At 64.0% G+C, this 25991-nt stretch carries 25 protein-coding genes; 15 read left to right on the top strand and 10 right to left on the bottom strand.

The window, feature by feature from the left end; genetic code table 11:
* Positions 1-8 precede the first annotated feature (8 nt).
* The 3 genes from RHP75_RS00245 to RHP75_RS00235 all read left to right on the top strand — a co-directional run bounded on the left by RHP75_RS00245 (position 9) and on the right by RHP75_RS00235 (position 3344).
* Positions 9-1811: a methyl-accepting chemotaxis protein gene (locus RHP75_RS00245; protein WP_409079690.1), complete on the top strand. Its 1803-nt coding sequence runs from the start codon at positions 9-11 to the stop codon at positions 1809-1811.
* 167 nt (positions 1812-1978) lie between these two features.
* Positions 1979-2662: a type 1 glutamine amidotransferase domain-containing protein gene (locus RHP75_RS00240; RefSeq protein ID WP_311089949.1), complete on the top strand. Its 684-nt coding sequence runs from the start codon at positions 1979-1981 to the stop codon at positions 2660-2662.
* Between the two features lie 25 nt (positions 2663-2687).
* The gene (locus tag RHP75_RS00235) at positions 2688-3344 is read left to right on the top strand and encodes a cupin domain-containing protein (protein WP_311089948.1); all 657 of its coding nucleotides are present in this window, start codon (positions 2688-2690) and stop codon (positions 3342-3344) included.
* On the opposite strand, the gene RHP75_RS00230 is transcribed toward RHP75_RS00235, so the two are convergent.
* Positions 3341-4570: an NADH:flavin oxidoreductase/NADH oxidase family protein gene (locus RHP75_RS00230; RefSeq protein ID WP_311089947.1), complete on the bottom strand. Its 1230-nt coding sequence runs from the start codon at positions 4568-4570 to the stop codon at positions 3341-3343. The genes RHP75_RS00235 and RHP75_RS00230 overlap by 4 nt on opposite strands.
* A 78-nt stretch (positions 4571-4648) precedes the next feature.
* Between RHP75_RS00230 and RHP75_RS00225 the strand changes: the two genes are divergently transcribed.
* The 10 genes from RHP75_RS00225 to RHP75_RS00180 all read left to right on the top strand — a co-directional run bounded on the left by RHP75_RS00225 (position 4649) and on the right by RHP75_RS00180 (position 14328).
* Positions 4649-5065 carry a MerR family transcriptional regulator gene (locus tag RHP75_RS00225; RefSeq protein WP_311089946.1) on the top strand — a complete coding sequence of 139 codons (417 nt, stop codon included), beginning with the start codon at positions 4649-4651 and terminating at the stop codon, positions 5063-5065.
* A gap of 125 nt (positions 5066-5190) precedes the next feature.
* A complete protein-coding gene (locus RHP75_RS00220; RefSeq protein ID WP_311089945.1) occupies positions 5191-6162 on the top strand; it encodes a hypothetical protein in 972 nt (323 codons plus the stop codon).
* 95 nt (positions 6163-6257) lie between these two features.
* Positions 6258-6431 (top strand): hypothetical protein, encoded by a 174-nt coding sequence (locus RHP75_RS00215; RefSeq protein ID WP_311089944.1) that lies wholly within the window; start codon positions 6258-6260, stop codon positions 6429-6431.
* 94 nt (positions 6432-6525) lie between these two features.
* The gene (locus tag RHP75_RS00210) at positions 6526-7839 is read left to right on the top strand and encodes an FAD-binding oxidoreductase (protein WP_311089943.1); all 1314 of its coding nucleotides are present in this window, start codon (positions 6526-6528) and stop codon (positions 7837-7839) included.
* 134 nt (positions 7840-7973) lie between these two features.
* Complete coding sequence (locus RHP75_RS00205; RefSeq protein WP_160086414.1) at positions 7974-8483, top strand: sigma-70 family RNA polymerase sigma factor; 510 nt, start codon at positions 7974-7976, stop codon at positions 8481-8483.
* A gap of 1 nt (position 8484) precedes the next feature.
* Entirely contained in the window at positions 8485-9516 is a 1032-nt protein-coding gene (locus RHP75_RS00200) for a FecR domain-containing protein (protein ID WP_311089942.1), read from the top strand.
* Between the two features lie 122 nt (positions 9517-9638).
* Entirely contained in the window at positions 9639-12101 is a 2463-nt protein-coding gene (locus RHP75_RS00195; protein ID WP_311089941.1) for a TonB-dependent siderophore receptor, read from the top strand.
* Positions 12102-12108: 7 nt separating this feature from the next.
* Positions 12109-12405, top strand: a complete 297-nt coding sequence (locus RHP75_RS00190; RefSeq protein WP_311089940.1) for a hypothetical protein — start codon at positions 12109-12111, stop codon at positions 12403-12405.
* On the top strand, positions 12402-13997 hold the full coding sequence (locus RHP75_RS00185) for a PepSY-associated TM helix domain-containing protein (protein ID WP_311089939.1): 1596 nt from the start codon (positions 12402-12404) through the stop codon (positions 13995-13997). Before RHP75_RS00190 ends, RHP75_RS00185 begins: the two co-directional genes overlap by 4 nt.
* Positions 13990-14328 (top strand): DUF3325 domain-containing protein, encoded by a 339-nt coding sequence (locus tag RHP75_RS00180; protein WP_311089938.1) that lies wholly within the window; start codon positions 13990-13992, stop codon positions 14326-14328. Before RHP75_RS00185 ends, RHP75_RS00180 begins: the two co-directional genes overlap by 8 nt.
* Here the strand turns inward: RHP75_RS00180 and RHP75_RS00175 are convergent.
* Entirely contained in the window at positions 14304-16310 is a 2007-nt protein-coding gene (locus RHP75_RS00175) for an alkaline phosphatase D family protein (protein WP_311089937.1), read from the bottom strand. The genes RHP75_RS00180 and RHP75_RS00175 overlap by 25 nt on opposite strands.
* 81 nt (positions 16311-16391) lie before the next feature.
* The gene (locus RHP75_RS00170; RefSeq protein WP_090254270.1) at positions 16392-17075 is read right to left on the bottom strand and encodes a Crp/Fnr family transcriptional regulator; all 684 of its coding nucleotides are present in this window, start codon (positions 17073-17075) and stop codon (positions 16392-16394) included.
* A 92-nt stretch (positions 17076-17167) separates the two neighbouring features.
* Here RHP75_RS00170 and RHP75_RS00165 point away from each other — a divergent pair, with 92 nt between their 5' ends.
* A complete protein-coding gene (locus RHP75_RS00165; RefSeq protein WP_160086398.1) occupies positions 17168-17692 on the top strand; it encodes a DUF962 domain-containing protein in 525 nt (174 codons plus the stop codon).
* A gap of 60 nt (positions 17693-17752) precedes the next feature.
* Here RHP75_RS00165 and RHP75_RS00160 read toward each other — a convergent pair whose 3' ends face one another.
* Together RHP75_RS00160 and RHP75_RS00155 are read right to left on the bottom strand one after the other, a co-directional pair.
* On the bottom strand, positions 17753-18496 hold the full coding sequence (locus RHP75_RS00160) for a hypothetical protein (protein ID WP_257776385.1): 744 nt from the start codon (positions 18494-18496) through the stop codon (positions 17753-17755).
* 102 nt (positions 18497-18598) lie between these two features.
* Positions 18599-19411: a helix-turn-helix transcriptional regulator gene (locus RHP75_RS00155; RefSeq protein WP_311089936.1), complete on the bottom strand. Its 813-nt coding sequence runs from the start codon at positions 19409-19411 to the stop codon at positions 18599-18601.
* 125 nt (positions 19412-19536) lie between these two features.
* Between RHP75_RS00155 and RHP75_RS00150 the strand changes: the two genes are divergently transcribed.
* Positions 19537-19968, top strand: coding sequence for a hypothetical protein (locus tag RHP75_RS00150; RefSeq protein WP_311089935.1), 432 nt, complete (start codon positions 19537-19539; stop codon positions 19966-19968).
* Here RHP75_RS00150 and modC read toward each other — a convergent pair.
* From modC to nirB, 5 genes are all read right to left on the bottom strand, one after another.
* Positions 19951-21093, bottom strand: coding sequence for a molybdenum ABC transporter ATP-binding protein (modC, locus tag RHP75_RS00145; RefSeq protein ID WP_311089934.1), 1143 nt, complete (start codon positions 21091-21093; stop codon positions 19951-19953). The genes RHP75_RS00150 and modC overlap by 18 nt on opposite strands.
* Positions 21090-21773, bottom strand: coding sequence for a molybdate ABC transporter permease subunit (modB, locus tag RHP75_RS00140; RefSeq protein ID WP_311089933.1), 684 nt, complete (start codon positions 21771-21773; stop codon positions 21090-21092). The genes modC and modB overlap by 4 nt, the downstream gene beginning before the upstream one ends.
* Before the next feature lie 12 nt (positions 21774-21785).
* A complete protein-coding gene (gene modA, locus RHP75_RS00135) occupies positions 21786-22532 on the bottom strand; it encodes a molybdate ABC transporter substrate-binding protein (protein WP_311089932.1) in 747 nt (248 codons plus the stop codon).
* Positions 22533-22792: 260 nt separating this feature from the next.
* Entirely contained in the window at positions 22793-23170 is a 378-nt protein-coding gene (gene nirD / locus RHP75_RS00130) for a nitrite reductase small subunit NirD (RefSeq protein WP_311089931.1), read from the bottom strand.
* Complete coding sequence (nirB, locus tag RHP75_RS00125) at positions 23170-25728, bottom strand: nitrite reductase large subunit NirB (RefSeq protein ID WP_311089930.1); 2559 nt, start codon at positions 25726-25728, stop codon at positions 23170-23172. The genes nirD and nirB overlap by 1 nt, the downstream gene beginning before the upstream one ends.
* Between the last annotated feature and the right edge of the window lie 263 nt (positions 25729-25991).

Raw genomic sequence — 25991 nt, 5'->3', positions numbered from 1 at the left:
AAAGTGCCATGGCCCTGAACCGCCATGGGTGCTCGAATCAACCTCCCACCAAAGGTTGGCCGCAGGGAGCGTCACCCGCTATGGTCTATAGATTCGCCGACAGCGGCCGATTGCCTACCCAGGCATATCCAGCTGCGCGCAAACAGGTTCCAGCAGGCATGGCCCGCCCACTGCAAAGCGGCGCGCCACAGGCAGTTTCTGGTGTTGGTTCGGCCAGAATAAAAATAACGAGGTTTGTCATGCGCTCTGCGTTTATTACCTATCCCAAGGCCTGCCTGCTGCATGCCATTGGGCTAGCCGGGTTGATGGTGACGTACCAGCAGATCCAGCTGCCCTGGTTTATCAGCATTCCGTCCTTTCTGCTGCTGGCCCTATGGCCGTGGCTGGGGCCCTGGCAGCGCCAGCATGAAGAGCTGCCAGCTTCTACCGATGCGCCGCATGAGTCGTTCAGCACCCTGAGCCAGAATCTGTCGCGACACACCTGTCACAACGCCCTGGCCGCCGCCGAAGTGGCCCACGCCGCGCAGCAACTGGCCGGCAAACTGCAATCGCAGCTCAGTGCCACCGAGCAGATCAACCAGGCCGCCGAGGCCATCACCCATACCGAACAGGACAACGCCCAGCGCGCCGAGCAAACCCTGCTGGCCGCGCAGAGCGTGCGGCAAGACAGCAGCAGCGGGCAGCAGGAATTACGCCAGGCCATTGATGCCATGCAGCACCTGAGCGCGCAGACCGCCACCAGCCGCGAGCTGATTGACGGCCTCAGCGCCCGCACCGAGCAGATCGAGAAAGTCACCCAGGTAATCCAGTCGATTGCCAGCCAGACCAACCTGCTGGCGCTCAATGCCGCCATCGAAGCGGCCCGCGCCGGGGAACTCGGCCGTGGCTTTGCCGTGGTTGCCGATGAGGTGCGCAACCTGGCCGGGCGCACCAGCAGCGCCACCGAGGAAGTCGGGCAGATCGTCAGCGATATACGCCAGCAGAGCGCGGCGGTGGTCAGCCATATGCAGCAGCAGGCCGAACAGCTGACCCTGGCCGCGCAGCAGGTTGAGCACACCGGCGCGCAACTGCAGGGGATTGCCGAACTGGCGGCGGATGTGGAAAGCCAGGTCAGCCAGATCGACAGCGGCACCCGGCAGAATCACGAACGCCTGGCCGAACTCTCGGTAGCCGTCGGCCAATTGCGCGGCGATGTCGGCGACAGCGAAGGGCAGACCCGCCAGCTCAGCAGCGCCGCCGAGCGTTTAGTCGCGCAGGCCGAAAGCGTCAGCGAACAGCTCGCCGAAGTCGGCCTGGATGACTACCACCAGCGCATCTATGACCTCGCACGTGGCGCGGCGGCGCAGATTGCCGCGCAGTTCGAAGCGGATATACACAGCGGCCGGATCAGCGCCAGTGACCTGTTCGACCGTCATTACCAGCCGATTGCCGGCAGCTTCCCGGCCAAGTACAAGACCCGCTTCGACAGCTACGCCGATCAGGTGCTGCCAGCCATTCAGGAGCCGCTGCTGAGCCAGCACGAAGGCCTGGTCTTCGCCATCGCCTGCACCGCCGAAGGCTACGTGCCAACCCACAACAACGCCTTCAACCACCCACCCTGCGGCGACCGCGCCGTGGACACCCTGAAAAGCCGCAGCAAACGCCTGTTCAACGACCGCACCGGCATCCGCTGCGGCAGCCACCAGAAGCCGCTGCTGCTACAAACCTATATGCGTGATACCGGCGAACTGATGCACGACCTGTCGGTGCCGATCATGGTTCAGGGCCGACACTGGGGCGGCCTGCGTCTGGGTTACAAGCCAGAGCCTTGATCGCTCTACCTGTGCACGCAAGCACCCCTGGCTGAGGACGGCGTCCACCGCTCCACATCGCCTCGGTAATGGCTGTACGGCAGAAACAAACTTTTGAATTATCGAGTCATCTTGGAGTTCTTAAGTTGTACGCCATTAACGGGCCTTCGGCCCTCAAGGAACACACCATGAAGATTCTGCTGGTACTGACTTCTCACGACCAACTGGGCAATACCGGACACAAGACTGGCTTCTGGCTGGAGGAATTCGCCTCGCCGTACTACGTGTTCAAGGATGCCGGCGCGCAACTGACCCTGGCTTCGCCCAAAGGCGGCCAGCCACCGCTCGACCCGAAAAGCGACGCCCCTGATGCACAGACAGCCGCCACCGAGCGCTTTCGTGCTGATCCGGCAGCGCAGCAGGCACTGGCCAACACCGTGCCACTGAGCCAGGTGAAGGCCGATGATTTCGACGCCGTGTTCTACCCGGGCGGCCATGGCCCACTGTGGGATTTGGCCGAAGACCGCGCCTCCATCGCCCTGATCGAACACTTCCAGGCACAGAACAAACCGGTGGCGGCGGTCTGTCACGCTCCGGGTGTGCTGCGTCATGTCAAAACGGCCAACGGTCTGCCGCTGGTCAGCGGCAAGAAAGTCACCGGCTTTAGCAACAGCGAAGAGGCTGCGGTGCAGCTAACCGACGTGGTGCCATTCCTGGTGCAGGATATGCTCATCGCCAACGGTGGCCATTACACCAGCACGAACGATTGGCAGAGCCATGTAGCCATAGATGGCCTGCTGATCACCGGGCAAAACCCGGCCTCATCGGATGCCACCGCCGACGCGCTGATCCACCTGCTCAAGCAGGCCTGAAGCAGACCGGGTGAAAGGGGTGACCATGCAACTGAATGCCGACTTTAGTCAGCGCGCCTTGATCCGTCCGGCCGACAGCCCCTGGGTGGCTTCACCCATGCCAGGGGTGGAGCGGCGCATGCTGGACCGCATCGGCGAAGAGGTAGCACGCGCCACCAGCATCGTGCGCTACGCGGCAGGTTCGCGCTTCAGCGAGCATCACCACCCCGGCGGCGAGGAGTTTCTAGTGCTCGACGGAGTGTTCTCCGATGAGCGCGGCGATTACCCCGCCGGCACCTATGTGCGTAATCCCATTGGCAGCCATCATGCGCCCTTCAGCCGCGAAGGCTGCACGATCTTCGTCAAACTCATGCAGTTCGATGCGGCTGATGATCAACCCGTGGTGATCGACAGCACGCAGGCGCAATGGAGACCCGGCCTGTTGCCGGGCCTGCAAGTGCTGCCATTGCACCAGCACGGTACCGAGCACGTGGCGCTGGTGCGCTGGGCCCCCGGCACCTATTTCACTGCGCACCGGCATTGGGGTGGCGAAGAAATCCTGGTGCTTGAGGGCACGTTTCAGGATGAGTTCGGCGACTATCCCGCCGGCAGCTGGCTGCGCAGCCCACACCTGTCACAGCACACCCCGTTCAGCGAGGCAGGCTGCCTGATCTGGGTGAAAACCGGGCATTTGCCGGACTAACCGCCCGCCGCCATCAGACGCTTGTACTGACGGGTGCGCTGTGCGCTTTTCAGCTGCCCCAACAGCAGTGCGCGCAGCGGTGAGACCCCGGCATGGGTGTGCTTGCCCCGGCTGAGCTGAAGCAGCTGGAATTTCACCACCGCCAAGTAAGCCAGAGAAGCCAGCGCCTTGTTCTTCCAGCGGATCGGCGCCAGTTCTGCACTGCTGGGCTGCCCGGCCAGCCACTGCTTGGGCAAGGCCGGCTCAATCGCCAACGCCGTGGCAATCCCGGCCATGGCCGCGCCGCTGGCCAGTACCTGCTCAACCACCGGCAAGCGGCGAATCCCACCGGTAACCATCACCGGCATCTTCGCCACAGCAGCGATCTCACCGGCAAACTCGAGAAAGTACGCCTCACGCGCCAGGGTGCGGCCATCGCGGGCATCACCCTGCATGGCCGGGGCTTCGTAGCTGCCGCCGGACAGCTCGACCAGATCAACCGCCTGTTCATTGAGCAGCTGCACCACGCGCTTGGCATCGGCCGCATCGAAGCCGCCGCGCTGGAAATCCGCCGAGTTGAGTTTGACCGACACGCAGAAGCTCGGCGCCACCACTGCACGCACCGCCTTGACCACTTCCAGCAGCAAGCGCGCGCGGTTTTCCAGCGAGCCGCCCCAGCGGTCACTGCGCTTGTTGCTGATTGGCGAAAGAAACTGGCTGAGCAGATAACCGTGCGCCGCGTGGATCTGCACACCGCTAAAGCCGGCCTGTTCGGCCAGTTGCGCGGTGCGCGTGAAGCGCTGAATAAGGTCCTGAATTTGCGCCTCATCCAACGCCTTGGGCACTGGAAAAAGCTTCGACAGGCCGCCCAGCTCCAGAGCCACGGCCGACGGCGCGACAGTCTGTTGACCCAGGCTGGCCTGCATCTGCCGGCCCGGGTGGTTGATCTGCACCCAGAACTGCGCGCCCTGGGCACGGCCGATACGCGCCCACTCGCGAAATTTGTCCAGCTGACGGTCATCTTCCAGCACCACGCCGCCGGCATCGGTCATGGCACGGCGGTCGACCATCACATTACCGGTGAGCAACAAGCCGGCGCCGCCCTCGGCCCAGGCCTGATACAGACGCAGCAGACCGGCGGACGGGCCCAGGCTGGCGTCGGATAGGTTCTCCTCCATCGATGCCTTGGCAATGCGGTTGGGGATGGAGGTACCGTTTGGCAGTTGCAGCGGTTGGAAGGCAGTCATGGCTTGCTCCAGGGGTGGCAGATGGAGCAAGGCTAAGGTTAAAGTCAGCTTTAAGGTCAATACCCCGGAGCACAGATTATGAAAATTGGTGAACTGGCCAGCCGCAGCGGTCTGGCTGCCTCGCGTATCCGCTTCTACGAGGCCAGCGGGCTGATCAGTGCCCAGCGTCAGGCCAACGGTTATCGCAGCTATACGGAACAGACACTGCAAGCCCTGGGCATTATCAGCTGCGCGCAGCAGACCGGTTTCAGCCTGGAGGAAATCCGCCACCTGCTGCCCGATGCCAACGCCGAGGGCTGGGCGCATGAGCAGATGCTCGACAGCCTGCAACGCAAGGTCGTCGAGATCGAGGCGATGCAACAGCGTCTGGCGCAGAACAAGGCGCAGCTGCTGAACATCATCGCCACCATCGAGAACAAACCAGAGGGCATGCCCTGCACGGAAAATGCCGAGCGGGTGCTCGCCAATCTACGTGACACGCGCGCCAGTCAGTAGGTCCATACCTGCCGTCTGCTGCCGGCGGAAGCCGGCTAGCCGCGCGCCTATACTCAAGCCACAAGGGGAATAACTTCAGCACTCCATTGGAGTAGGGGCTGGCACTCAGCAGGCGGAGGCTTGCCATGTCGAGTCCGCGCGTCGTTCTGCTCGTCCTGCTGCTGGCAGTGGCGGGCTGCGCCAGCGATCCGCCGATTCAGGTAAGTGCGAGTACCTGGCAGCAGGTCGACCGCGACATCAGCGTGCTGTCACGCAGCGCTGCGCAGCAGGCACGCGAGCATGCCCTGCTGTCGATGGAGCAGTGGATGGACCTGGTCTACCAACAGACCGACGAGGCATTTATCCCCTGGTTTTCCGGCTACTGGACCCAGCAGTGGATGAGCATCAAGGTTTCCTGGTACCGCCTCAGCAGCGGTGGCGCGAAGGAGCCAAGCGTCAGGCGCCTGGCCTTGTACCTGCAAGAGCAATACCGCGAGCGCGTGCTGGAACCAGTCGCCGAGACCGACGATCCGCAGCAGATCATGGCGCGCAGCACCTGGCTCTACATTCAGCACCTCGATGAACACCTGCCGCGCATTGCTCAGCAGCATGACCTGCCACGCGAGCAGTTCCAGCAGCGCCTCAGGGCCATCCCCGCCATTACTCAGGCACCCGGCGCATCGCTGTATGAGCTGCTGCACGCTGAACCGCTCATCGAGTTGCCGGCCTATAGCGCCTTTATCGAACGCATCCGCAACGCTCCACGCGGCCTCGGCGACTGGTCGGCGGACCCAGGCATTTCCGCCGTTGCGCAACAGACCAGCGAACGTCTGGTCGACGACCTCGCAGTCAGCGGCGCGGCCGGTGCCGTATCCGCACTGATCGGCGGCCCCGCCGGCACTACGGTGTCCCTCGGTGTGGCGCTGTTTACCGCCGTCTCGCGGGAAAGTACCCGGCCGGCCAGCGAGGCGCAGTTGCGCAAGAACCTCAACGCCGCCTTCGATGATGAGTGGCTGGAGCTGATGCGCAGCACCGAGCATGGCGTGCTGGCGGGCGTACACCAGCTGTCCGGGCAGATCGAGCGGGGCCTCAGGGTACCGTTTCGCTATCAGCCATAAGCCTGACCCGCGCCCATGATTGTTTAGCCAACAGCAATCTGAATATGTGAAAAACACGATTTAACCAACACTCGCCAGCATGCGAGTCTGCCGACATGAGTGAACCGACAGCCGATCTGCGCCGCGCCTTCCGCTTCTGCCTGCACAGGGCCGAGGGATGCTTTGGCCTGGATCGACTCAATCCGCTAGTAGCGCAGATTCTCGCCTTCTGGGCCCTATGGCATTGCCGCCACGCACGTCCGCCGGATGCCCTGAGCCTCCCGCGCTGATCACTTCAGCCGCCCGCCTACTTCCGTGCTGCCGCGCCTGCCGCGAGCTGACGAACCGCTGCCTGCATCGCTACCCGTACTCAGGAACCGTCTTATGAACGCCGCCCTCAAACCTGCAACGCCCGCTGCCGTACGTTGCCCGTCCTACTACAGCGCCACCCTCAATGAAGAAACCGATTACCCGACCCTGCAAGGCGAGGTCAGCGTCGATGTGGTGATCATCGGCGGCGGTTTTACCGGCGTGGCGTCTGCCGTGGAGCTGGCCGAACGCGGCCTCAAGGTGGCGATTGTCGAAGCCAACAAGATCGGCTGGGGCGCGACCGGGCGTAACGGCGGCCAGGTCACCGGCAGCCTGTCGGGCGATGCGGCAATGACCAAGCAGATGCGCAACACCCTCGGCGAGGAAGTCGAAGACTTTATCTGGCACCTGCGCTGGCGCGGCCACGAGATCATCAAGAACCGCGTAGAGAAGTACGGCATTCAGTGCGACCTCAAGCACGGCCACCTGCACGCGGCGATGAAGCCCACGCACATGCAGGAACTGGAGGCGACCTACGCCGAAGCACAGCGTCGCGGCATGGGCGCTGATGTGACCCTGCTCGACCGCGCCGGGGTGCGCAGCCACCTGGCCAGCGACCTGTACAGCGGCGCCCTGAAGAACACCCGCAACATGCACCTGCACCCGCTGAACCTGTGCATCGGCGAAGCCAAGGCCGCCGCCAGCCTGGGCGCGCTGATTTTCGAACACTCGGAAGTGCTGGAGATTGTGCATGGCACCAAGCCGGCAGTGGTCACCGCCCAAGGCCGGATCAATGCCAAGCAGGTGCTGCTAGCCGGCGATGTGTACCACAAGCTGGAGCCGAAAAAGCTCAAGGGCATGATCTTCCCGGCCATGGGCGGCATCGTCACCACCGCGCCGCTGGGTGAGCTGGCGAAAGAACTCAACCCGCAGGACCTGGCCGTGTATGACTGCCGCTTCGTCCTCGATTACTACCGCATGACCGCCGATGGTCGCCTGCTGTTCGGCGGTGGCTGCAACTACTCCGGGCGCGACTCGCGGGATATCGCCGCCGAGCTACGCCCCGGTATCGAACAGACCTTCCCGCAGCTCAAGGACGTCGATATCGACTTCCAGTGGAGCTGCGCCATGGGCATCGTGATCAACCGCATCCCGCAGCTGGGCAAGCTCTCGGACAACGTCTGGTACTGCCAGGGCTACTCCGGCCACGGCATCGCCACCACCCACATCATGGGCGAGATCATGGCCAACGCCCTGACCGGCACGATGGGCCACTACGACACCTTCGCCGCCTGCAAACACATCAAGGTGCCGCTGGGGGATGTGTTCGGCAACCCGATGCTGGCCGCCGGCATGTGGTACTACCAGATGCTGGAAAAGCTGCGTTAAGAAGGCTGCGGCGCTACGCGTAAGCGCAGTCCGCTGATCAGCTGCCGGGGCACACGTCACCGGCAGCATTGAACTTTTAATAATAATAATTATCATGTGCGCCTGAGTAGCCATCCGGCTGACCGGAGCTCACTGTGCCCGCCTCTGAATTTGACCTGTCTACCGACCTCGACACGCTCTACCGCCAGCATCACGGCTGGCTGGAAGGCTGGTTGCGGCGCAAGCTGAACGACACCTTTGCCGCCGCAGACCTGGCCCAGGACACCTTCGTCAGCGTTATTCATTCCGGTCAGGCCCATGAAATTCGCGAACCCCGGCCCTTTCTGGCGACCATTGCGCGCCGGCTGATTGCCCATCGTCATCGCCGCCAGCGCCTCGAAGACGCCTACCTTGAAGTGCTCGCCAGCCTGCCGGAAGCGGTTTACCCCTCGCCGGAAGAACAGCTGCAGGCACTGGAAACCCTGCGTCAGATCGACAGCGCCCTCGACGGTCTGCCGGCCCAGGTCAAGGAAGCCTTCCTGCTCGCCCACCTGGAAGAACTCAGCTATGCCGAAATCGCCGAACGCCTGGGCGTATCCAGCAGCTCGGTGAAGCAGTACCTGATGCGCGCCAACCGCCAATACCTGTTTGCCCTGGCCAGCTGACATGAACGGACAGCACAGCGCGGTTTACCCCAACACACCCGCCAGGCTCTTGGCCGAAGGCCAGCCGATCAGCGCAGCCGTGGCCGACCAGGCAGTGGAATGGCTGACCCTGCTGATGTCCGGCGCAACCAGCGCGCAGGAGCAACTGGCCTGGCAAGCCTGGCGCGCCGCCAGCCCCGAGCACGAACGCGCCTGGCGGCATATCGAGGCCATGACCGGACGGCTCAAGACATTGCCGGCCAAGAGTGCCTACCAGACGCTCTCGCCCTATGCCCGACAAACCGCTCAAACCAGCCGCCGCACGCTGCTGCGTTCGCTGTTCTGGGGTGGCCTGCTGGCCGGCTCCGGGCTGCTGGCCAGCCGCACCAACACCTGGCAGGAACAGCTGGCCGAACACCGTACCGGCACCGGTGAGCAACGCCGCGTGACCCTCAGCGATGGCACCAGCGTCACGCTCAACACCGCCACGGCGCTCGATCTGCAATTCGATGCGCACACCCGTCTGCTGCACCTGCGCGCGGGCGAGATCATGGTCGTCACTGCTGCGGCCCAGGGCCTGCAGCCCGTCGACCCACGTCCGCTGGAGGTGCAAACCGCACAAGGGCGCATCCGTGCGCTGGGCACGCGTTTCAGCGTGCGCCAGGACGACGGCCACACCCAGGTGGCCGTGCAGGAAAGTGCCGTACAACTCCACCCGATCCGCAGTGACCGCGTGCAGGTGCTGCTGGCCGGGCAACGCACCGGCTTCAGCCGCACCCATATCGACCCGCTGCGCCCGCTGCATGAGGCCGACCTGGCCTGGACCCGTGGGCAGATCATTGCCGACGACATGCCCCTGGGCGCATTTATCGCCGAGCTTGATCGCTACCGTCCCGGGATGCTGCGCTGCGATCCGCGCGTCGCCGGGTTGCGCCTGTCCGGGGTGTTCCCGGTGCACGACATTGATCGCATTCTCGCCACGCTGCCAAGCGTGCTGCCGGTGCAGGTGCGCACGCGCAGCCGCTACTGGGTGCTGATCGAACAGGCCGGCTAAGCCCGCGTCGCAGTGGATAGCCGAGCTCGACGAAAAATAATTCAGCCACGCACTGCCCGATTGCGCTTCTCGCGGCACCTACACAGCAAGAACCTTATTCGCTTTCTGTGCCAGGAGCCCCCATGCACCGTGCCAATCGCCCCGTGACGCCGCCGCGTCACACCGCGCGCAACCTCCAACAGCGGCCGAGCGGCCGCCTGCTCTTGGCCCTGGCCTGCAGCCTGGCCCTCCAGCACCTGCCGGGCGTGGCCTTGGCCGCAGACAGCGCGCCCGCCCAGCAGCAGGGGCAGCAAACCTTCGCGATTGCCGCCGGGCCCTTGGCACCGGCGCTGCGCAGCCTTTCGAGCAGCGCCAACCTGTTGCTCAGCTTTACCGCCGAGCAGACGGCCGACAAGGTAACCGCAGGTCTTCAAGGCCACTACACCGTGCCCGAAGCCCTAGCGGCGCTGCTGGCCGGTACCGGCTTGCAGGCTGTGCAGGTAGAGGCTGGTGGTTATGTGCTGCGGCCCGCACCCACGCACACGGACAATGCAGCGACCCGCACCGAACTGCCCGCGATGACCATTTCCGGCAAGGCCAGCCGTTACCAGAGCAGCGTGCCGGTGAGCAGCGCCACCCGCTCCGATGCCGACTCGCTGGATGTACCGCAGACGGTCGATGCGGTGCCGGCTACAGTGCTGCGTGATCGCGGCGCGCGTTCGATCAAGGAAGCCCTGGCCTACACCCCAGGCGTGACCAGCAGCACCGGTGAAGGCATTCGTGAGCAGTTCGTCATCCGTGGCTTCTCGGCCATTTCTGATACCTATGTGGACGGCATGCGCGATGGCGGTAACAGCTTCCGCGACACCTTCAACCTGGAGCAGGTGGAAGTGGTCAAAGGCCCCAGCGGCGTGCTCTACGGCCGAGGTTCGGCCGGTGGCTTGATCAACCTGGTGAGCAAACGCCCGCACCAGCAGACACAGACTGACCTGGCCGCCAGCCTGGGTTCCTACGACGCCCGGCGCCTGACCCTCGACGTCAACCAGCCGCTGAACGAAGCGGTACAGGTGCGCATCAATGCCATGGCCGACGAGGGCGACTCGTACCGCGATGAGGTCTGGTACAAGAAGCACGGCCTGGCGCTGGCCTCCACCCTGCGTTTCAACGATGACGTGACCCTCGACCTGCGCGCCCAGCACCTGGCCGATGAGCGCGTGTTCGACGCCGGTATTCCCGGGATCAACGGCAAGCCGGCGGATGTCTCGCACTCGACCTATTACGGCTCGGCCAACCCCGGCGACAACGACAGCGGCACCAGCGCCGACAGCACCTTCCAGGCCGACCTCAAGGTGGACCTGAGCGACAGCCTGCAACTGCGCAACACCCTGAGCTACCGCACCCTGGACCTTGAGCGTAACCAGACCACCATCAACCGCCTGCTGCTCAACACCGCCACACCCACCGTGCGCCTGTCGCGCAGCAACTTCGACAGCCAGCAGACTGATCTGGCCAACAAGCTGGAGCTGAGCAAGCAGGTCGAGTGGCTGGGCATCCAGCACGAGCTGATGGTCGGCGCCGAGTACGCCATCGAGGAACGTGACACCCTGTCACGCGGCGGCGACCTGCCGGCCGCCTACAACCTGTCGGTGTACAACCCGGTGCTCAAGACCGTGCCCTACAGCGCAGCCTCCGTGCGCCGCGATGGCATCTATGAAACCCATACCGCCGGTTATTACATCCAGGACCTGATGCGCTTCAACGAGCACTGGGTGATGCTGCTGGGCCTGCGCGAAGATCAGCTGGAGCGCGACTTCGACAACCGTGTCGGCAGTGATTACAGCCGCGACGATGATTACCGCAGCCCGCGCGCCGGCCTGGTCTATCAGCCTAATGACTGGTCGTCCTACTACCTGTCCGCCTCGCGCTCTTACCAGCCTGGCAGCGCCACCGGGGTGATCGATCCGGGCAACGCCATCCAGCCACCGGAGATCACCACCAGCTATGAGCTGGGCAGCAAGCTGCGCCTGAACGACGGTGCCCTGGAGCTGGGCCTGAGCCTGTTCCAGATCATCAAGGAAAACGTGCCGACCCGTGACCCCAGCGACCCCAACGGCCCGTCGCTGTATGTCGGTGAAATCACCGCCGAAGGCGTCGAACTGTCGGCCCTCGGCGATCTCGGCCACGGTCTGAGCCTGCAGGGTGGGCTCACCTACCTGGATGCACGGGTGACCCAATCGAACAACACCACGGCGCCGGCGATCACCCCGGCGCAGCCGGCCACGCCGCTGGAAGGCAAACGGGCGGCCAACGCCCCACGCTTTAGCGCCACCCTGTGGGGCGTCAAAGAGCTGGGTAACGGCTGGCGTGTCGGCCTCGGTGTGCGCCATCAGGGAGATTCCTTCGCCTCGACCACCAACGCCGTCACCCTGCCGGCCTACACCGTGCTGGATGCCGGGCTGTTCCATGAGCGCGGCCCCTGGGCGTTTGCCCTCAACGCCCGCAACCTGGGCGACAAGACCTACTACGAGTCGGCCACCAACGACCTCGGCATCCTGCCGGGCGAGCCGCGCTCGCTGCAATTCAGCACCAGCTACCGCTTTGAGTGAGGCCGCCATGCACCTGCGCGATGTTATCCAACCGGCCGCGACGGCGAGCCACGTTGTCGGCCTGTGTGCGCTGGCCTATTTCGCCAGCGCACAACTGGTCGGTCTGAGCGGCCTGCTGGCCTGGTGGGCCGGCATGAGTCAGGGCGATGCGGTGATGCTGGCGCTCATGCTCGGCTTCATTTACCTGCTGGTGTTGCTGCTCTGGGGCTTTTCCCGCGAGCGCCGGCGTAACGCCTGGTTGTTGCTCGGCGGCCTGAGCCTGCTGGCCTGGGGCACGCCCCTGCTGCTGCAGGGGCAAGCATGAAAACAGGATTCAGAAGCCGCATGGGCGAGCTGCACACCTGGGCCGGCGTGTTGCTCGGCGTCTTGCTATTCGCCGTATTCTGGACCGGCAGCCTGTCGGTGTTCGACAAGGAAATCGACCGCTGGATGATGCCCAGCACGCGCCTGCACTGGGATGACAACATGCAGCGGCCGTCGCTGGACCGTGACATTCGCCCACTGCTGGAACAACGCGCCGCCAATGCGCCTGTCTGGACCATCATCCTGCCCCTAGAACGCACACCGTTCCTGACCCTGACTTACGGCAGCGAAGAGTCGCGCAAGAGCAGCCGCGACCTGTTCCACCCGATCACCCTGGAGCCGCTGGCCAAGCCGTTGACCCTGGGGGCCAGTGGCTTTATCTACCCCTTCCACCACAACCTGACGCTGCGCTACAAAAACATCGGCGCCTGGCTGGTGGGCATTGCCGGCATGGCCATGCTCTGCCTGCTGGTGTCCGGCGTGGTGATCCACCGCAAGCTGTTCAGCGAGTTCTTCACCCTGCGCCTGCACCGCGCCTTCGGCCGCAGCACCCTGGATGTGCATAACGTAGCCGGCGTGGCGCTGCTGCCGTTCCACCTGCTGATCACCCTGTCCGGGCTGATCGTCGCGTTCGCTATCTACTACCCGGATGCGCCGCAACACACCTACCGCGAGCAGGTGCAAAGCGGCGTCAGCGCCGAACGCGCCTTCCTCGGCGAAGCACTCGGGCGTATCCGCCTGCGGGCCGCCAAGCAGCCGGGAGAACTGGCACCGCTGGAGCCCATGGTGACCAAGGCCGAACAATACTGGGGGCCGGGCTCGGTGTACCTGCTGCGGGTCAACAATCCCAAGGATGCCAACGGCAATGTGCTGCTGCGCCGCACCAGCCACAGTAGCGTGACCAAGGACATCGACAACTTCCGCTTTGCCAACGTCAGCGGTGAGGTCATGGGACGCTTTCAGGCCTCAGCCACGGTGAACACCTGGAATTTCATCGCCGGCCTGCACTACATCCAGTTCCGCCACGACGCCCTGCGCTGGCTGTACTTCCTTGGCGGACTGGGCGGCTGTGTGGTGATCGCCACCGGGCTGTTCTTCTGGACCCAGGCCCGGCGCAAGAAGCAGCAGCGTCACGGCCATCTCGGTGTCTCGCTGCTGGATGCCCTGAGTATTGCCGGCGTGTGCGGGGTGATTCTCGCCACCCTGGCGTTTCTGCTCGCCAACCGCTGGCTGCCCATGCAGGAGCAGCTGTTTGGCCTGGGTCGCGCGCGCGTCGAAATCCTGAGCTTCTATGCCCTGTGGCTCGTGGCGAGCGCCCATGCCGTGTGGCGCGTGATGCGGGACCAACGCCTCGGTTACCTGCACGCCTGGCGTGAGCAGTGCACGGCGATTGCCCTGCTGGCGGTACTGGCCGTTCTGGCCAATTGGCTGACCACCGGCGATCACCTGCTGGCCACCCTGCGCAGCGGTAACGGCCCGGTGGCCGGCACTGACCTGTGCCTGCTCGCTGCAGCCGCACTCGCCCTGCTGGCCGCGCACAAGCTGCGCCGCCGCGTGCCGCAGGAAGAAACGCTGGAGGTCGCCCATGTCTGACGCCGCTCTGTACTCGCTGTTGGCCCTGCTGCTGGCGGTACTGGGCTTTGCCTGGCTCGCCCTGGCCTTGCCCAACCATTGGCGTCAGGTGCATCACGGCGTGCAACAGACGGCGTCACGGCAAGTCGCCCTGCGCAGCGGCGCCAGCCTGATGCTCGGGCTGTCATTGCTGTGCAGCCTGGTGGGCGATTCGCCGGCCATGGCCATCCTGCTGTGGCTGATGCTGCTGGGCGTCGCCACGCTGCTCGTCGCATTGACCTTAAGCTGGCGCGCGCAATGGCTGGCCCGGCTCTGGCCCGCGCGTCCTCAGGCTGAGCGATCTGCCGACTGAGTTGCTGCGCGGCGGGCAGGCGCCGTGCTCGGTGCGTTATCACGGTCATCGACAAAGGCCACTGCGGGCGAGCCATCGGCATTCAGCTGGTAGATCGCGCTCGGCTGGCCGTTGTCGTTGAACCACACCTGACCGAGCCCCGCCCCATTCCACAGGCGTTCGCCGGCCTTGCTGCGCGAAGGGATGCGCGGTTTGACCTGCATGCGTCGGCGCGTGGTCAGCCAGTTAAGCGGCGACCACGGCGCGTAGAGCCAGCGGTTGAGGCGGTCGAACCAGTCGAGCAGGCGCGGCGGGAATTCGTTTTTCAGGCCGCTGCTGGTGATCTGCCAAAGCTTCGGCCCGCGCTTGCGCTGGCGAATCAGCACCTCGTAGACAAACGAGTAATGCACATCGCCGGAGAGAATCACGTAGTTACCCGGCGTGCGCGAGTGGCGGAAGATGTTCAGCATCACCTGCGCTGCGCCCCGGTGGGCCATCCAGTTTTCCGCGTCGACCATCAGCGGATGGCCGGCCCAGCTGAAGACCTTCTGGATGGTCTCGATCAGCTTGACGCCGAACATCGGCGCGGGGGAGACGATGATCGCCGCCGGATGATCCAGCAGCTCTTGCTGAAACTCGCACAGCGCTTCCCAATCCAGCAGGCCGGACGGCCGCTTGAGGTTGCGCTCGCTGCGCCAGCGCCGCGTCCGGGTGTCGAGCACCACCAGCGCCGGGCTGCTCGGCAGGACGAATTGCCACTGGTGAAAGCTCAGCAGACTCTCGATCAGCGCATCCTGCGGCTGACTGTCCATGTGGTTGGCAGCATCGCGGCCCTCGGTCATCGCGCGGATCATCTGCAGCGGCTCAGCAAACACATCCGGGTTATTGCCCCAGCCCTGGCACAGCAAGTAGGCGATCAGCGCATTGCCGATGATGCGTTTGGAAAACGGGTGGCCGTAGGCCGTCTCTTCCCACTGCGCGGAGAGGTTCCAGTCATCGGTGATGTCGTGATCATCGAAGATCATCAGCGTCGGCAAATGGGCGAGGGCGCGGGCGACCTGGCCCAGGCCACCGCGAAAGGCTTCGATGCGCCCACGTTCGGCCTGATAGCGCGGCACTTCCTCGGCGCTGAGTGCTGGCATTTCCGCATCCAGCAAGGTCCAGGGCACCGGCGACCAGACCAGCAGGTACATGGCCAACACTTCGGCGCAGGTCACCAGGTGGTTGTCGGCGCTGCTGGTGGTAAACACCGGCTTTTCCACGCCGCCGAAAAACCGCTCGCGCAGGGTTTCGTTGCTCGTCAGCGCCGGCAGCAGCTCGGCGCGCTGGTAGTAGCTGGCGGGGTGCTGGTACAGCGCCGTGCTGTCATCGACCACCGCACCTTGCAAATGCTCGCCAAACAAACCCAGGCGCTCGATCACCTGATGAATCGCCCGCAGCAGCGGCCCACTGACATCATCGGCGTAGATCTGATCGCCACTCATCAGCAGCAAGGCCGGGCGCTGCTCGGGGGCATGTGCTTCGGCCAGCAGACGGTCAGCGCAGAGCAGGCCATCAGCCGCCGGGTGATGCGGCTTGCGGCAAGAGCCGTGCAGCAGATGATCCAGCTGCGCGCGCAGCACAAAATTCGCCTGGGTCGCGCCGTCGTACAGCAAGTGCGGCGCCCAGTCGGCGATACCCAGCACGGCCTGATCCGGCTGTTCGATCAGCAGGTCGTAGTCGATCTGCACGTCGCAGGGCAGCGGCGCGTCCAGTTTCAGATCAATCAGGTGGATAAATGCCTGCTCGCCGATCTGGATAACCTGGCAGCTGTCGCCAGCCAGCGGCAGGCGCTGTGGCTCGGGCGCGTCGCCATGGCTCAGCTGCAGGGTGAGCGATAAAGGACAGCTGCCAACCAGCCAGAGCACCAGGCGCTGCGCTTCCATGCGGCGCAGCAGCGGGCCGGCCAGCACCTGGGGCAGATCAGTGTGGACGGCAGGGAGTGTCTCAGCGGTTATCGGCATCAGTACATCGGGCTCTGGCGGAAGACAGGTCGGCAATAGAGCGCCATTCTGCGCCAGAGGTTCAGTCTTTGCAGCCGCTGCCTACTGCGCCGCCTGACGCAAGCGCGGCAGATCGAGGAGTTCGATCTCGCCATAGGTCAGGCGCAGAATGCCCTGAGCCTCCAACTCCTTGAGTATCTGGTTGGTGGTCTGCCGGGAGATCGCCAGCATCAGCGCCAGCTGTTCCTGGGGCAGGTGCAGCACCCGTCGCGGCTCGCCCTCGCCATAGTTCTCGGCGATCAGCAGCAGGCGCCGAGCCAGGCGTGGGGCGGCGGGCAACAGGCTCATTTCTTCCAGGGCGATAAACGCCAGACGCAGTTTATGGCTCATCAGCAGGGCGAAATCACGCCAGTACTGCGGTTGCTGTTCGAGCAGCGCCAGCAGCCGCGCCTGCGGTACCAGCAGCAAGGTGGCGGGGCCTTCAGCAAAGGCATCGTGGGTGCGCGGTTGGCCATCGAACAGAGAGATTTCACCAAACCAGTAGGGTGGCTCGACCAAAGTCAGCAGCGCTTCCTTGCCGGTGGCACTGACCGCACCAATGCGCATGCCGCCCTCGACCACCGCATACAGGCCACAGGGCTTATCGCCGCGACGAAACAGCACCTGACCGGGCGCCAGTTGCTGCACCTGGGCAGCGGCCAGCAGTGCCTCTTGCAGGGCAACTGGCAGGGCACTGAACCAATGGCCTTGGCGCAGACGAGCCTGATAGCGGTGCTCGCTGTTCATCGACGGCTCCAAGCGGTTTGTCGGCTAGCTGACAGAGCGCTGCGTGGGCGTGGGTTCATGCTGGCCACCTGTCTTGCATGAGGAAAATAATAATGAAAACCCTGGTTGATCATCTGGCTCAATACGCGGCCTATCACCGCGACCAACGCAATATTCTCAGCCACTTTATCGGTATTCCACTGATCGTTGTGGCGGTGGCCGTGCTGCTGTCACGCCCGGGCTTCGAGTTGCTCGGCCTGTGGCTGTCCCCCGCGCTGCTGGTGGCCGTGGCGGCAGGGGTGTTCTACCTGCGCCTGGACCTGCGTTTCGGCCTGCTAATGGCGCTGCTGCTGGTGCTCAGCCTGTGGGCAGCGGCGGGCCTGGCCGTACAATCGACGGCGGTGTGGCTGAGCAGCGGCATCGGCCTGTTTGTGATCGGCTGGATTATTCAGTTTGTCGGCCATTACTACGAAGGACGCAAACCGGCATTTGTCGATGACGTCATGGGCCTGGTGATCGGCCCCCTGTTCGTCGCCGCCGAAGCGGCCTTCCTGCTAGGACTGCGCAAAGAGGTCGAACAGGCCATCGTCGAACGCGCCGGCCCGACCTGTATTCGTGAGAAAAAAGCCACTGCCTGATCGCTGCGGGGCCGCCATTGATTGGCGGCCTTGTACCGACTTCGCTCTTACGAGCGAGTTCTAGTACATCGCCATCCACTGCGTGGTCAGTGAGCGGGTATGGCGATACACGGTGATCGGCGCAAAGGGTCGACCCGAGGCGCTTTGCAGGGCGCTGCTCTGGCTGTTGAGGTCGACCAGCGCGGCCTTGAGGTAGTCCCAGCGGGTTTTCAGCTTGCCCACCTGTGGGTCGGCCTTGCTATCCAGCGCAGCCAGCTGCGCATCGACTGACGGCACGATCTTGCGTTCATCCTGACCGAGGTAGGTGTCGGGCTGCTCGCGGGCGGTTTCGAAATTGCCGAAGTAGGCGCGGCTGAGGTACTGCACCGAGAGGTATTCGAGCTTGGCGGACAGTTCGCTGTCAGCCGGGCCGGCCAGCTTGCGGGTTTCTTCGAGCACGCCGAGCAGGGCTTTGCTGAGGTCCTCGGGGTAGCGCCAGGGCATGTCATCTTCACTCGGGCCAAAGGCCACGCCACGGCGAATCTGCACCACCAGTTCCTGATGGGCACTGCGCAGGGCATCGCTGCTTTGCGGCAGGCTCTGCACGGCGGCGGCCAGGGCCTGCAGATCAGTTTCTAGGGCGTCCTGGTGTTTCTTTTGGAAACCCTCACCGCGTAGCAGCATCAGGCTGCTGGTAACCCGGCTGGCCTGCACCTGAACCTGTTCCTGAGGGGTAACGGCCTGGGCAAAGGTCAACGGCGAGAGGCCGGCCAACAACCCGATAACCGCGAGCAATAGCGAGCGAGACAGCGTTGTAGAACGCATACGTGGTGTGCTCCTTATTATTTTTGTGAGCAGTGCTGAACGAGGTCAGCTTATACAATCGCGCGCCACAGGGTACTGCACTGAATACGGGATAAAAGCAGCCTAAAGAGTGATTTCGTCGGAAAGATGCGTCGATTCGGCCAAGTCACGCAGGTACTGCGCACTGAAGGCGTCGGCCGGAAAGAAGGTTTCCAGCGCCAGTTCCGCCAGGGTGATGTCGTTGGCGGTGCCAAACACCGTGGTGGTGCCGATCAGGCTGACCACGCCCTGCTCGCTGGCAAACTGCAACGGCATCAGCACCGTGTCACTGTCGAATTGTGCGGGTGCCGACGGCCCGGGGTAGGCGTTCAGCTCATCCCACAGCGCGTGCAACTGAGCATCGCCGCTGGCCTGAAAATCGCGCTGCAACCGCGCCAACAGGTAGGCGCGCCAGGCGCCCAGGTTGACGATACGCGGTGCCAGCCCTTGCGGGTGCAGGCTCAGGCGCATGACGTTGATCGGCGGCGTCAGCAGCTCGAGCGCAATGCCCTGCAGAAAGGGGGCGAGGGCACTGTTGGCCGCCAGCAGGTTCCAATGCCGGTCGATGGTCAGTGCCGGGTAGGGCTCGTGGGCCTTGAGCAGCAGATCGATGGCGCTGCGCGCGGCCGCCATGGCTGGCTCGGACAGCGCATGCTGAGTAAACAGCGGTGCATAGCCGGCGGCGCTAAGCAGGCGATTGCGTTCGCGCAGGGGAATGTCCAGCTGCTCGGCGAGCAACAGCAGCATCTCGCGACTGGGCTGGGCGCGCCCGGTTTCAACAAAGCTCAGGTGGCGGGTGGAGATATCGGCCTCGCAGGCGAGGTCGAGCTGACTAAGACGACGATGCTGGCGCCACTGGCGCAGCAGAGCCCCGACGGGCTGGATTGGACTGTTCATGGGCATCGACGATAGACCAGCGAGGTCATTGCAGCCATTACCTGCGAGGTAATCGACGCGGCGCGCGGATCGGCGAAATCTAAGGGCAAGCCGCCATTTCGGCGGTCCTTTGTGGAGACTTCGCCATGACCACCTTGCAACCTTCGCTGTTACTGCGCCGTGCCCTGTTCGCCGATGGACTGGTCGGCGTGATCACTACGGCGCAACTCCTGCTGCTGGCTGACTGGCTCAGCAGTCTGTTGGCCCTACCGGGTGAATTCCTCTTCGGCGTCGGCGTGATACTGATTCCGCTGGTTGCCTTTCTGCTCTGGCTATCGCGCCGTGAAAGCATGGCGCGGGCAGCGGTCTACACAGTACTCGGCCTGAATGCGCTATGGGTGGTGCTCAGCCTGCTGGTGCTGCTCAGCGGCTGGTTCACGCCGAACGTGCTGGGCTACGCCTTCGTGATCGTCCAGGCTGTTGTGGTACTGGTGTTTATCGAGTTGGAGTGGCTGGGGCTGAAGCGCTCGCAGGTCATCCCCGGCGCGTTTGCCCAGACATCAGTGAGTGCTCAGTAACGACACCGACTTGACCTGCGCCCATAGCAACTGCTCGCGCTGGATCTGCAGGCGGTCGAAGGAGTAACGGGTGATGCGGGCGATCAGCTGCTCGCCGCCCACTTGCACGCGCACCAGAACGTGAGCCTGCTCGGCGACGTTGATCCAGTCCAGCACCCGCGCCGGCAGCAGGTTGAGCACGCTGCTGTCCTCCGCCTGTTGCAGGCTCAGGCTGACATCGCGCGCCTTGATCTTGACCCGCACCGACTGGCCCAACGGCAGCGGCCCATGGGGCAAACGCAGGCGGATATCGCTATCCGGCAATTGCAGATAGAGCAGCCCGTAAGCCTGGTCATGCGCTGTAACTACGCCGTCGACCACCGCTTCGGCATCGTCCTCGAAGACAAACGGCAGGTCGGCGCGCAGCAGGGTTTCCTTGAGTGGGCCGCTGGCGCTGACCTTGCCGTCCTCCAGTAGCACCAGATGATCGGCCAGGCGCGCCACCTCATCCGGTGAGTGGCTGACGTAGATAACCGGAATTTCCAGCTCCTGATGCAGGCGCTCCAGATAGGGCAGCACTTCCTGTTTGCGTTTGAGGTCGAGGGACGCCAACGGCTCATCCATCAGCAGCAGGCGCGGGCTGGTCAGCAGTGCGCGGGCAATGCCGACGCGCTGCTGTTCGCCACCCGAGAGCTTGCCCGGCAAGCGCTCCAGCAGATGCCCAATACCGAGCAGTTCCACCGCCTGCTCCAGGGCAATCCGCCGCTGCGCTGCGGGGATGCGCTTCAAGCCGTACTGCAAATTGCCCCGCACGGTGAGATGGGCAAACAGGTTGGCGTCCTGAAACACGTAACCTATGGCGCGTTGATGTGCCGGGACGAAGACGCTTTGGGCGCTGTCCTGCCACAGCTCGCCGTTGACCTGCAGGTAGCCTTCGCTCGGCTGATCCAGCCCGGCAAAACAGCGCAGGCAGCTGGTCTTGCCTGAACCGGAATGGCCGAACAGGGCGCTGACGCCGCGACCGGGTAGAGTCAGTTCGACATCCAGGCTGAAACCGGCATGTTCAACCTTGAAGCGCGCCTGGATTGCTCCCGGCTCGGCGACTGTACGAATCGCCGGATTGCACCGCGCCAAAGGCCAGATCATTGCCACACCCGCGTACTGCTGCTTCGACCAGAGTAGAGCGCCAGCAGCACGATAAAGGAGAACAGCACCATGCCGCCCGCCAGCCAGTGGGCCTGGGCGTACTCCATGGTTTCCACATGGTTGTAGATCTGCACTGACGCCACTTGGGTCTTCCCGGGGATATTGCCGCCAATCATCAGCACCACGCCGAACTCGCCCACGGTATGCGCGAAACCGAGAATCGCCGCAGTGACAAAACCCGGTTTGGCCAGCGGCAGCACCACCGTGAAGAACGCATCCCAAGGCCCGGCGCGCAGCGTCGCCGCCGCCTCCAGCGGGGCACGGCCAATCGCCTCGAAGGCGTTCTGCAGCGGCTGCACAACAAAGGGCAGGGAATAGAACACCGAGCCGATCACCAGCCCGGTAAAGGTAAACGTCAGGGTGCCGAGGCCGAGGCTCTGAGTCAGCTGGCCGATAAAACCGTGCGGGCCCATGCTCACCAGCAGGTAGAAGCCGATCACCGTCGGCGGCAGCACCAGCGGCAGCGCGACGATGGCGCCAATCGGCTGCTTCCATTTGGATTGAGTGCGCGCCAGCCACCAGGCAATCGGTGTACCGATCAACAGCAGTAACAGGGTGGTCAGCGATGCCAGCTCAAGCGTCAGCAGTACCGCAGCGAAATCAGCTTTGCTCAGTGGCATCGCAACCGCCTTTTAAAGTTGGTAGCCGTAAGACTTGATGATCTTCGCCGCCTTCTCACCTTTCAGGTACGCGGTCAGGGCTGCCGCGGCGGGATTATGTTCGCCTTTCTTGAGGATCAACGCATCCTGCTTGATCGGCGTGTGCATCTGCGCCGGCACCATCCAGGCCGAGCCACTGCTGAGCTGGCCATCCTTGTACACCTGCGACAGTGCAACAAAACCCAGTTCGGCATTGCCGGTGGCAATGAATTGATGCGCCTGGGTAATGTTCTGCCCTTCGACCAGCTTGTCCTTGACCGCCGCACTCAAGCCGAGCTTGTCCAGCACTTCGGTGGCCGCCAAGCCGTAGGGTGCTGCTTTCGGGTTAGCGATCGCCAAGTGTTTGTACTGGTTGGCCTTGAGCGCCGCGTCGCTGCCATCCAGATAACCCGGCGTGGCCGACCACAGCACCAAGCTGCCAACTGCGTAGGTAAAGCGCGAGCCGCTGACGCCCAGGCCTTCACTGTCGAGCTTGGCCGGGGTGCTTTCATCGGCACTTAAAAACACCTCAAACGGCGCGCCATGCTGAATCTGCGCATACAGCTGCCCGGTGGCGCCGAAGGAGGCGAGTACGCTGTGCCCCGTATCCTTTTCAAACTCGCTGGCAATCGCCTGCAGCGGCGCGGTGAAGTTGGCGGCAACCGCGACCTGCACCTGCTCAGCCAGGGCCTGGTTACTGAATACCAGGGCGGCGAACAGAGCCACGATACGAACTTGCATGGATAACTCCTGAGTGTGCGACTACGGGGCAACGGCTGTTCTGTCTACGCTGATGCGCCTGGCTACTCTACCTTCGCTATATCTGACGAGATATAGCGATTTGCGTACCAAGGCACTCTGTAGAGCAACAAAAACAGGGTTGCCGAGATAATCGATAGCCCTGTTACACAGGTATCAGCGCTACGGGCTTAGGTGCATAAAGCCAATTGCTGACTCAATAGTCAAGTAACACCCTATTCAGCCCGGCTTGCCCAGTAGTTTTAGCTCAGGCCGATCTCCACCCGGTCGCCCTGCAAGCGCACCGGCCAGGTGCGCAGCTGCTGCTCGGGATATTCCAGGCAGCTGCCGTCTTCCAGGCGGTAGTGCTGTTTGTACAGCGGCGCGGCGATCACCAGGTCGCCAGCCAGGCTGCCGACAATGCCGCGACCGATAACGTTGGCGCCGGACTTGGGGTCGCGGTTATCGACGGCATACAGCTGCTTGTCACTGGCCTCGTTTGGCAGATAAAACAGCGCCACCTGGGCGCCGTCGACCCAGGCGACCACGCCGGAGTTGGCCACCAGATCGGCACGGTTGCACAGGGCGCGCCATTGCACGCGGGTTTGTTCGACTGTTGCGGTTGCGCTCGACTGGCTCATCAGACGACCTCCTCAAATAGCGGAATAAGGGCAAGCTCGTCAGCGCGCACCGGGCGGCGCTGGCCGCGTTCCTCGACGAACTGGATATCCGGGTCGCCACCCTGCTGGTTGACGAAGGTGCGGAAGCGCTTGAGCTTCTCCGGGTCCTTCAGGGCGTTGGCCCATTCGCACTCGTAGCGGTCGATCACCAGCTGCATCTGCGCTTCCAGTTCGGCAGCGAGATTCAGGCTGTCGTCGATGATCACTTCCTTGAGGTAATCCAGGCCGCCTTCCAGCGACTCGCGCCATACCGAGGTGCGTTGCAGACGGTCGGCGGTTTGTACGTAGAACATCAGGAAGCGGTCGATATAGCGGATCAGGGTGGCGTCATCCAGATCGGTGGCGAACAGCTCGGCATGGCGTGGACGCATGCCGCCGTTGCCCGCCACATAGAGGTTCCAGCCGTTCTCGGTGGCGATCACGCCCACATCCTTGCTCTGCGCCTCGGCGCATTCGCGGGTGCAGCCGCTGACGGCGAACTTGATCTTGTGCGGCGAGCGCAGACCCTTGTAGCGATCCTCCAGCAGCAGGGCCATGGCCACGCTGTCCTGCACGCCGTAGCGGCACCAGGTGCTGCCGACGCAGCTCTTCACCGTACGCAGCGACTTGCCGTAGGCGTGGCCGGTTTCGAAACCAGCGGCGATCAGTTCGGCCCAGATATCCGGCAGTTCGTGCAGCTGCGCGCCGAACAGGTCGATGCGCTGGCCGCCGGTGATCTTGGTGTAGAGGTCGTATTTCTTCGCCACCGCGCCGATGGCCAGCAGGCCGTCCGGGGTGATCTCGCCACCGGGAATACGCGGCACTACCGAGTAGGTGCCGTTCTTCTGCATGTTGGCCATAAAGGTGTCGTTGGTGTCCTGCAGCGGCACCAGCGCCGGATCGGTGATCGAGCGGTTCCAGCAGGAAGCGAGGATCGAACCCACCGCCGGCTTGCAGATGTCGCAGCCGACATGACCGCGGCCGTGCTTGGCCAGCAGCGCCTCGAAGCTCTCGATGCCTTCGACGCGAACAATGCCGTACAGCTCCTGACGGGTGTAGGCGAAGTGCTCACACAGGCTCTTGTCCACCACCACGCCGCGGGCGGTCAGCTCGTGCTCGAACACCTGCTTGAGCAGCGCCGAGCAGCCGCCGCAACCGGTGGCCGCCTTGGTGCAGGCCTTGAGCCCGGCCAGGTCGCCGCAACCGCCGTCGATGGCGGCGCAGATCGCGCCCTTGCTGACGTTGTGGCAGGAGCAGATGGTCGCGGTGTCCGGCAGGGCATCGGCGCCCAGCGCCGGGGCGCCTTCGCCTTGCGGCAGGATCAGGCAGGACGGATCGGCTGGCAGATTGATGCCGTTCTGCACGTACTGCAGCAGGGTGTCGTAGTAGCTGTTGTCGCCGACCAGTACGGCTCCGAGGGCCTGCTTGCCGTCAGCGGAGACCACCAGACGGCGGTAGCTGGCGGTAGCCTCGTCGATGAAGCGGTAGCTGCGCGAGCCTGCGGTAGCGCCGTGGGCATCGCCGATGGAGCCGACGTCGACGCCGAGCAGCTTGAGCTTGGTCGACATGTCCGCGCCCATGAAGGGCTCGCTGTCTTCGCCGCACAGCTGGGTGGCGACGCTGCGGGCCATCTGGTAGCCCGGTGCAACCAGACCGAAGATGCCGCCGTTCCATGCCGCGCACTCGCCGATGGCGTAGATCGCCGGGTCGCTGGTGCGGCACTGGCTGTCGATGGCCACACCGCCGCGCGGGCCGAGTTCCAGGCCGCACTGCTTGGCGATGGCGTCCTGCGGGCGGATGCCGGCGGAGAACACGATCAGGTCGGTCTCAAGGAACTCATCCCCAGCGAAATTCATCCGGTAACGGTACTCGCTGCCCGGGGTGATCGACTGGGTGCCGCGCGACAGGTGCACGCTGACGCCCAGGGCCTCGATCTGCGCCTTCAGCGCCAGGCCGCCGTGGTCATCCAGCTGCACCGGCATCAGGCGCGGGGCGAATTCCACCACATGGGCTTCCAGACCCAGCGACTTCAGCGCGTTGGCTGCTTCCAGGCCGAGCAGGCCGCCACCCACCACCACGCCACGGCGCGCACTCTTGGCGGCGGCCTGGATGGTGTCGAGGTCGGCCAGGGTGCGGTAGACCAGGCGCGAATCACCTTCGGCACCTTCGATCGGCGGCACGAAGGGGTAGGAGCCGGTGGCCAGCACTAGCTGGTCGTAGGGGAAGCTGCCTTCGGCGGTAATCACTTCGCGGCGTTCGCGGTCGATCTCCAGCACCGGCACGCCCAGGTGCAGGGTCACGCCCGGCGTCTGGTACAGCTCGGCACCGCTGAGGGCGAGGGATTCGGCATCGCGCCCGGTGAAATACTCGGAGAGGTGCACGCGGTCATAGGCGCGCAGCGGCTCTTCGCTGAACACATGCACGCGGTACTGCGCCAGCGCGCCACGCTCGATCAGTTGCTCGACGCAGTGATGGCCGACCATGCCGTTGCCGATGATGATCAGCCGCTGCTGGTCTGTGGAGGTATCTGTGCTGTTCATGGCATTTCCCGGCCGAAGCTCATCAGGTTTTTCTGCGGCAATAAAAAAGGCGCCTGAAACCTTGCGGTTTCAGGCGCCTTTGCCTGTTCTGTGCGGTGCCTGCGAGTGGCACCTGATTACCCATTGCCTAAAGAGGCTGACGATCGCCATTGATCGAATAGGCGGCCCGAATGTGGCGGGCTCGCTGGGCTCATGCAGCGCCTGTGCCAGTTTCCCCACAGCGACCTGCGGCCCGCATTGCAGCGGGCTACAAGCGCAGTTGC

Origin of the sequence: Pseudomonas sp. SG20056 (genome assembly GCF_031764535.1) — a bacterium.
Classification (GTDB): domain Bacteria; phylum Pseudomonadota; class Gammaproteobacteria; order Pseudomonadales; family Pseudomonadaceae; genus Aquipseudomonas.
Note: the sequence above shows the minus strand (reverse complement) of the source record. Positions and strands in the feature narration are given on the sequence as shown.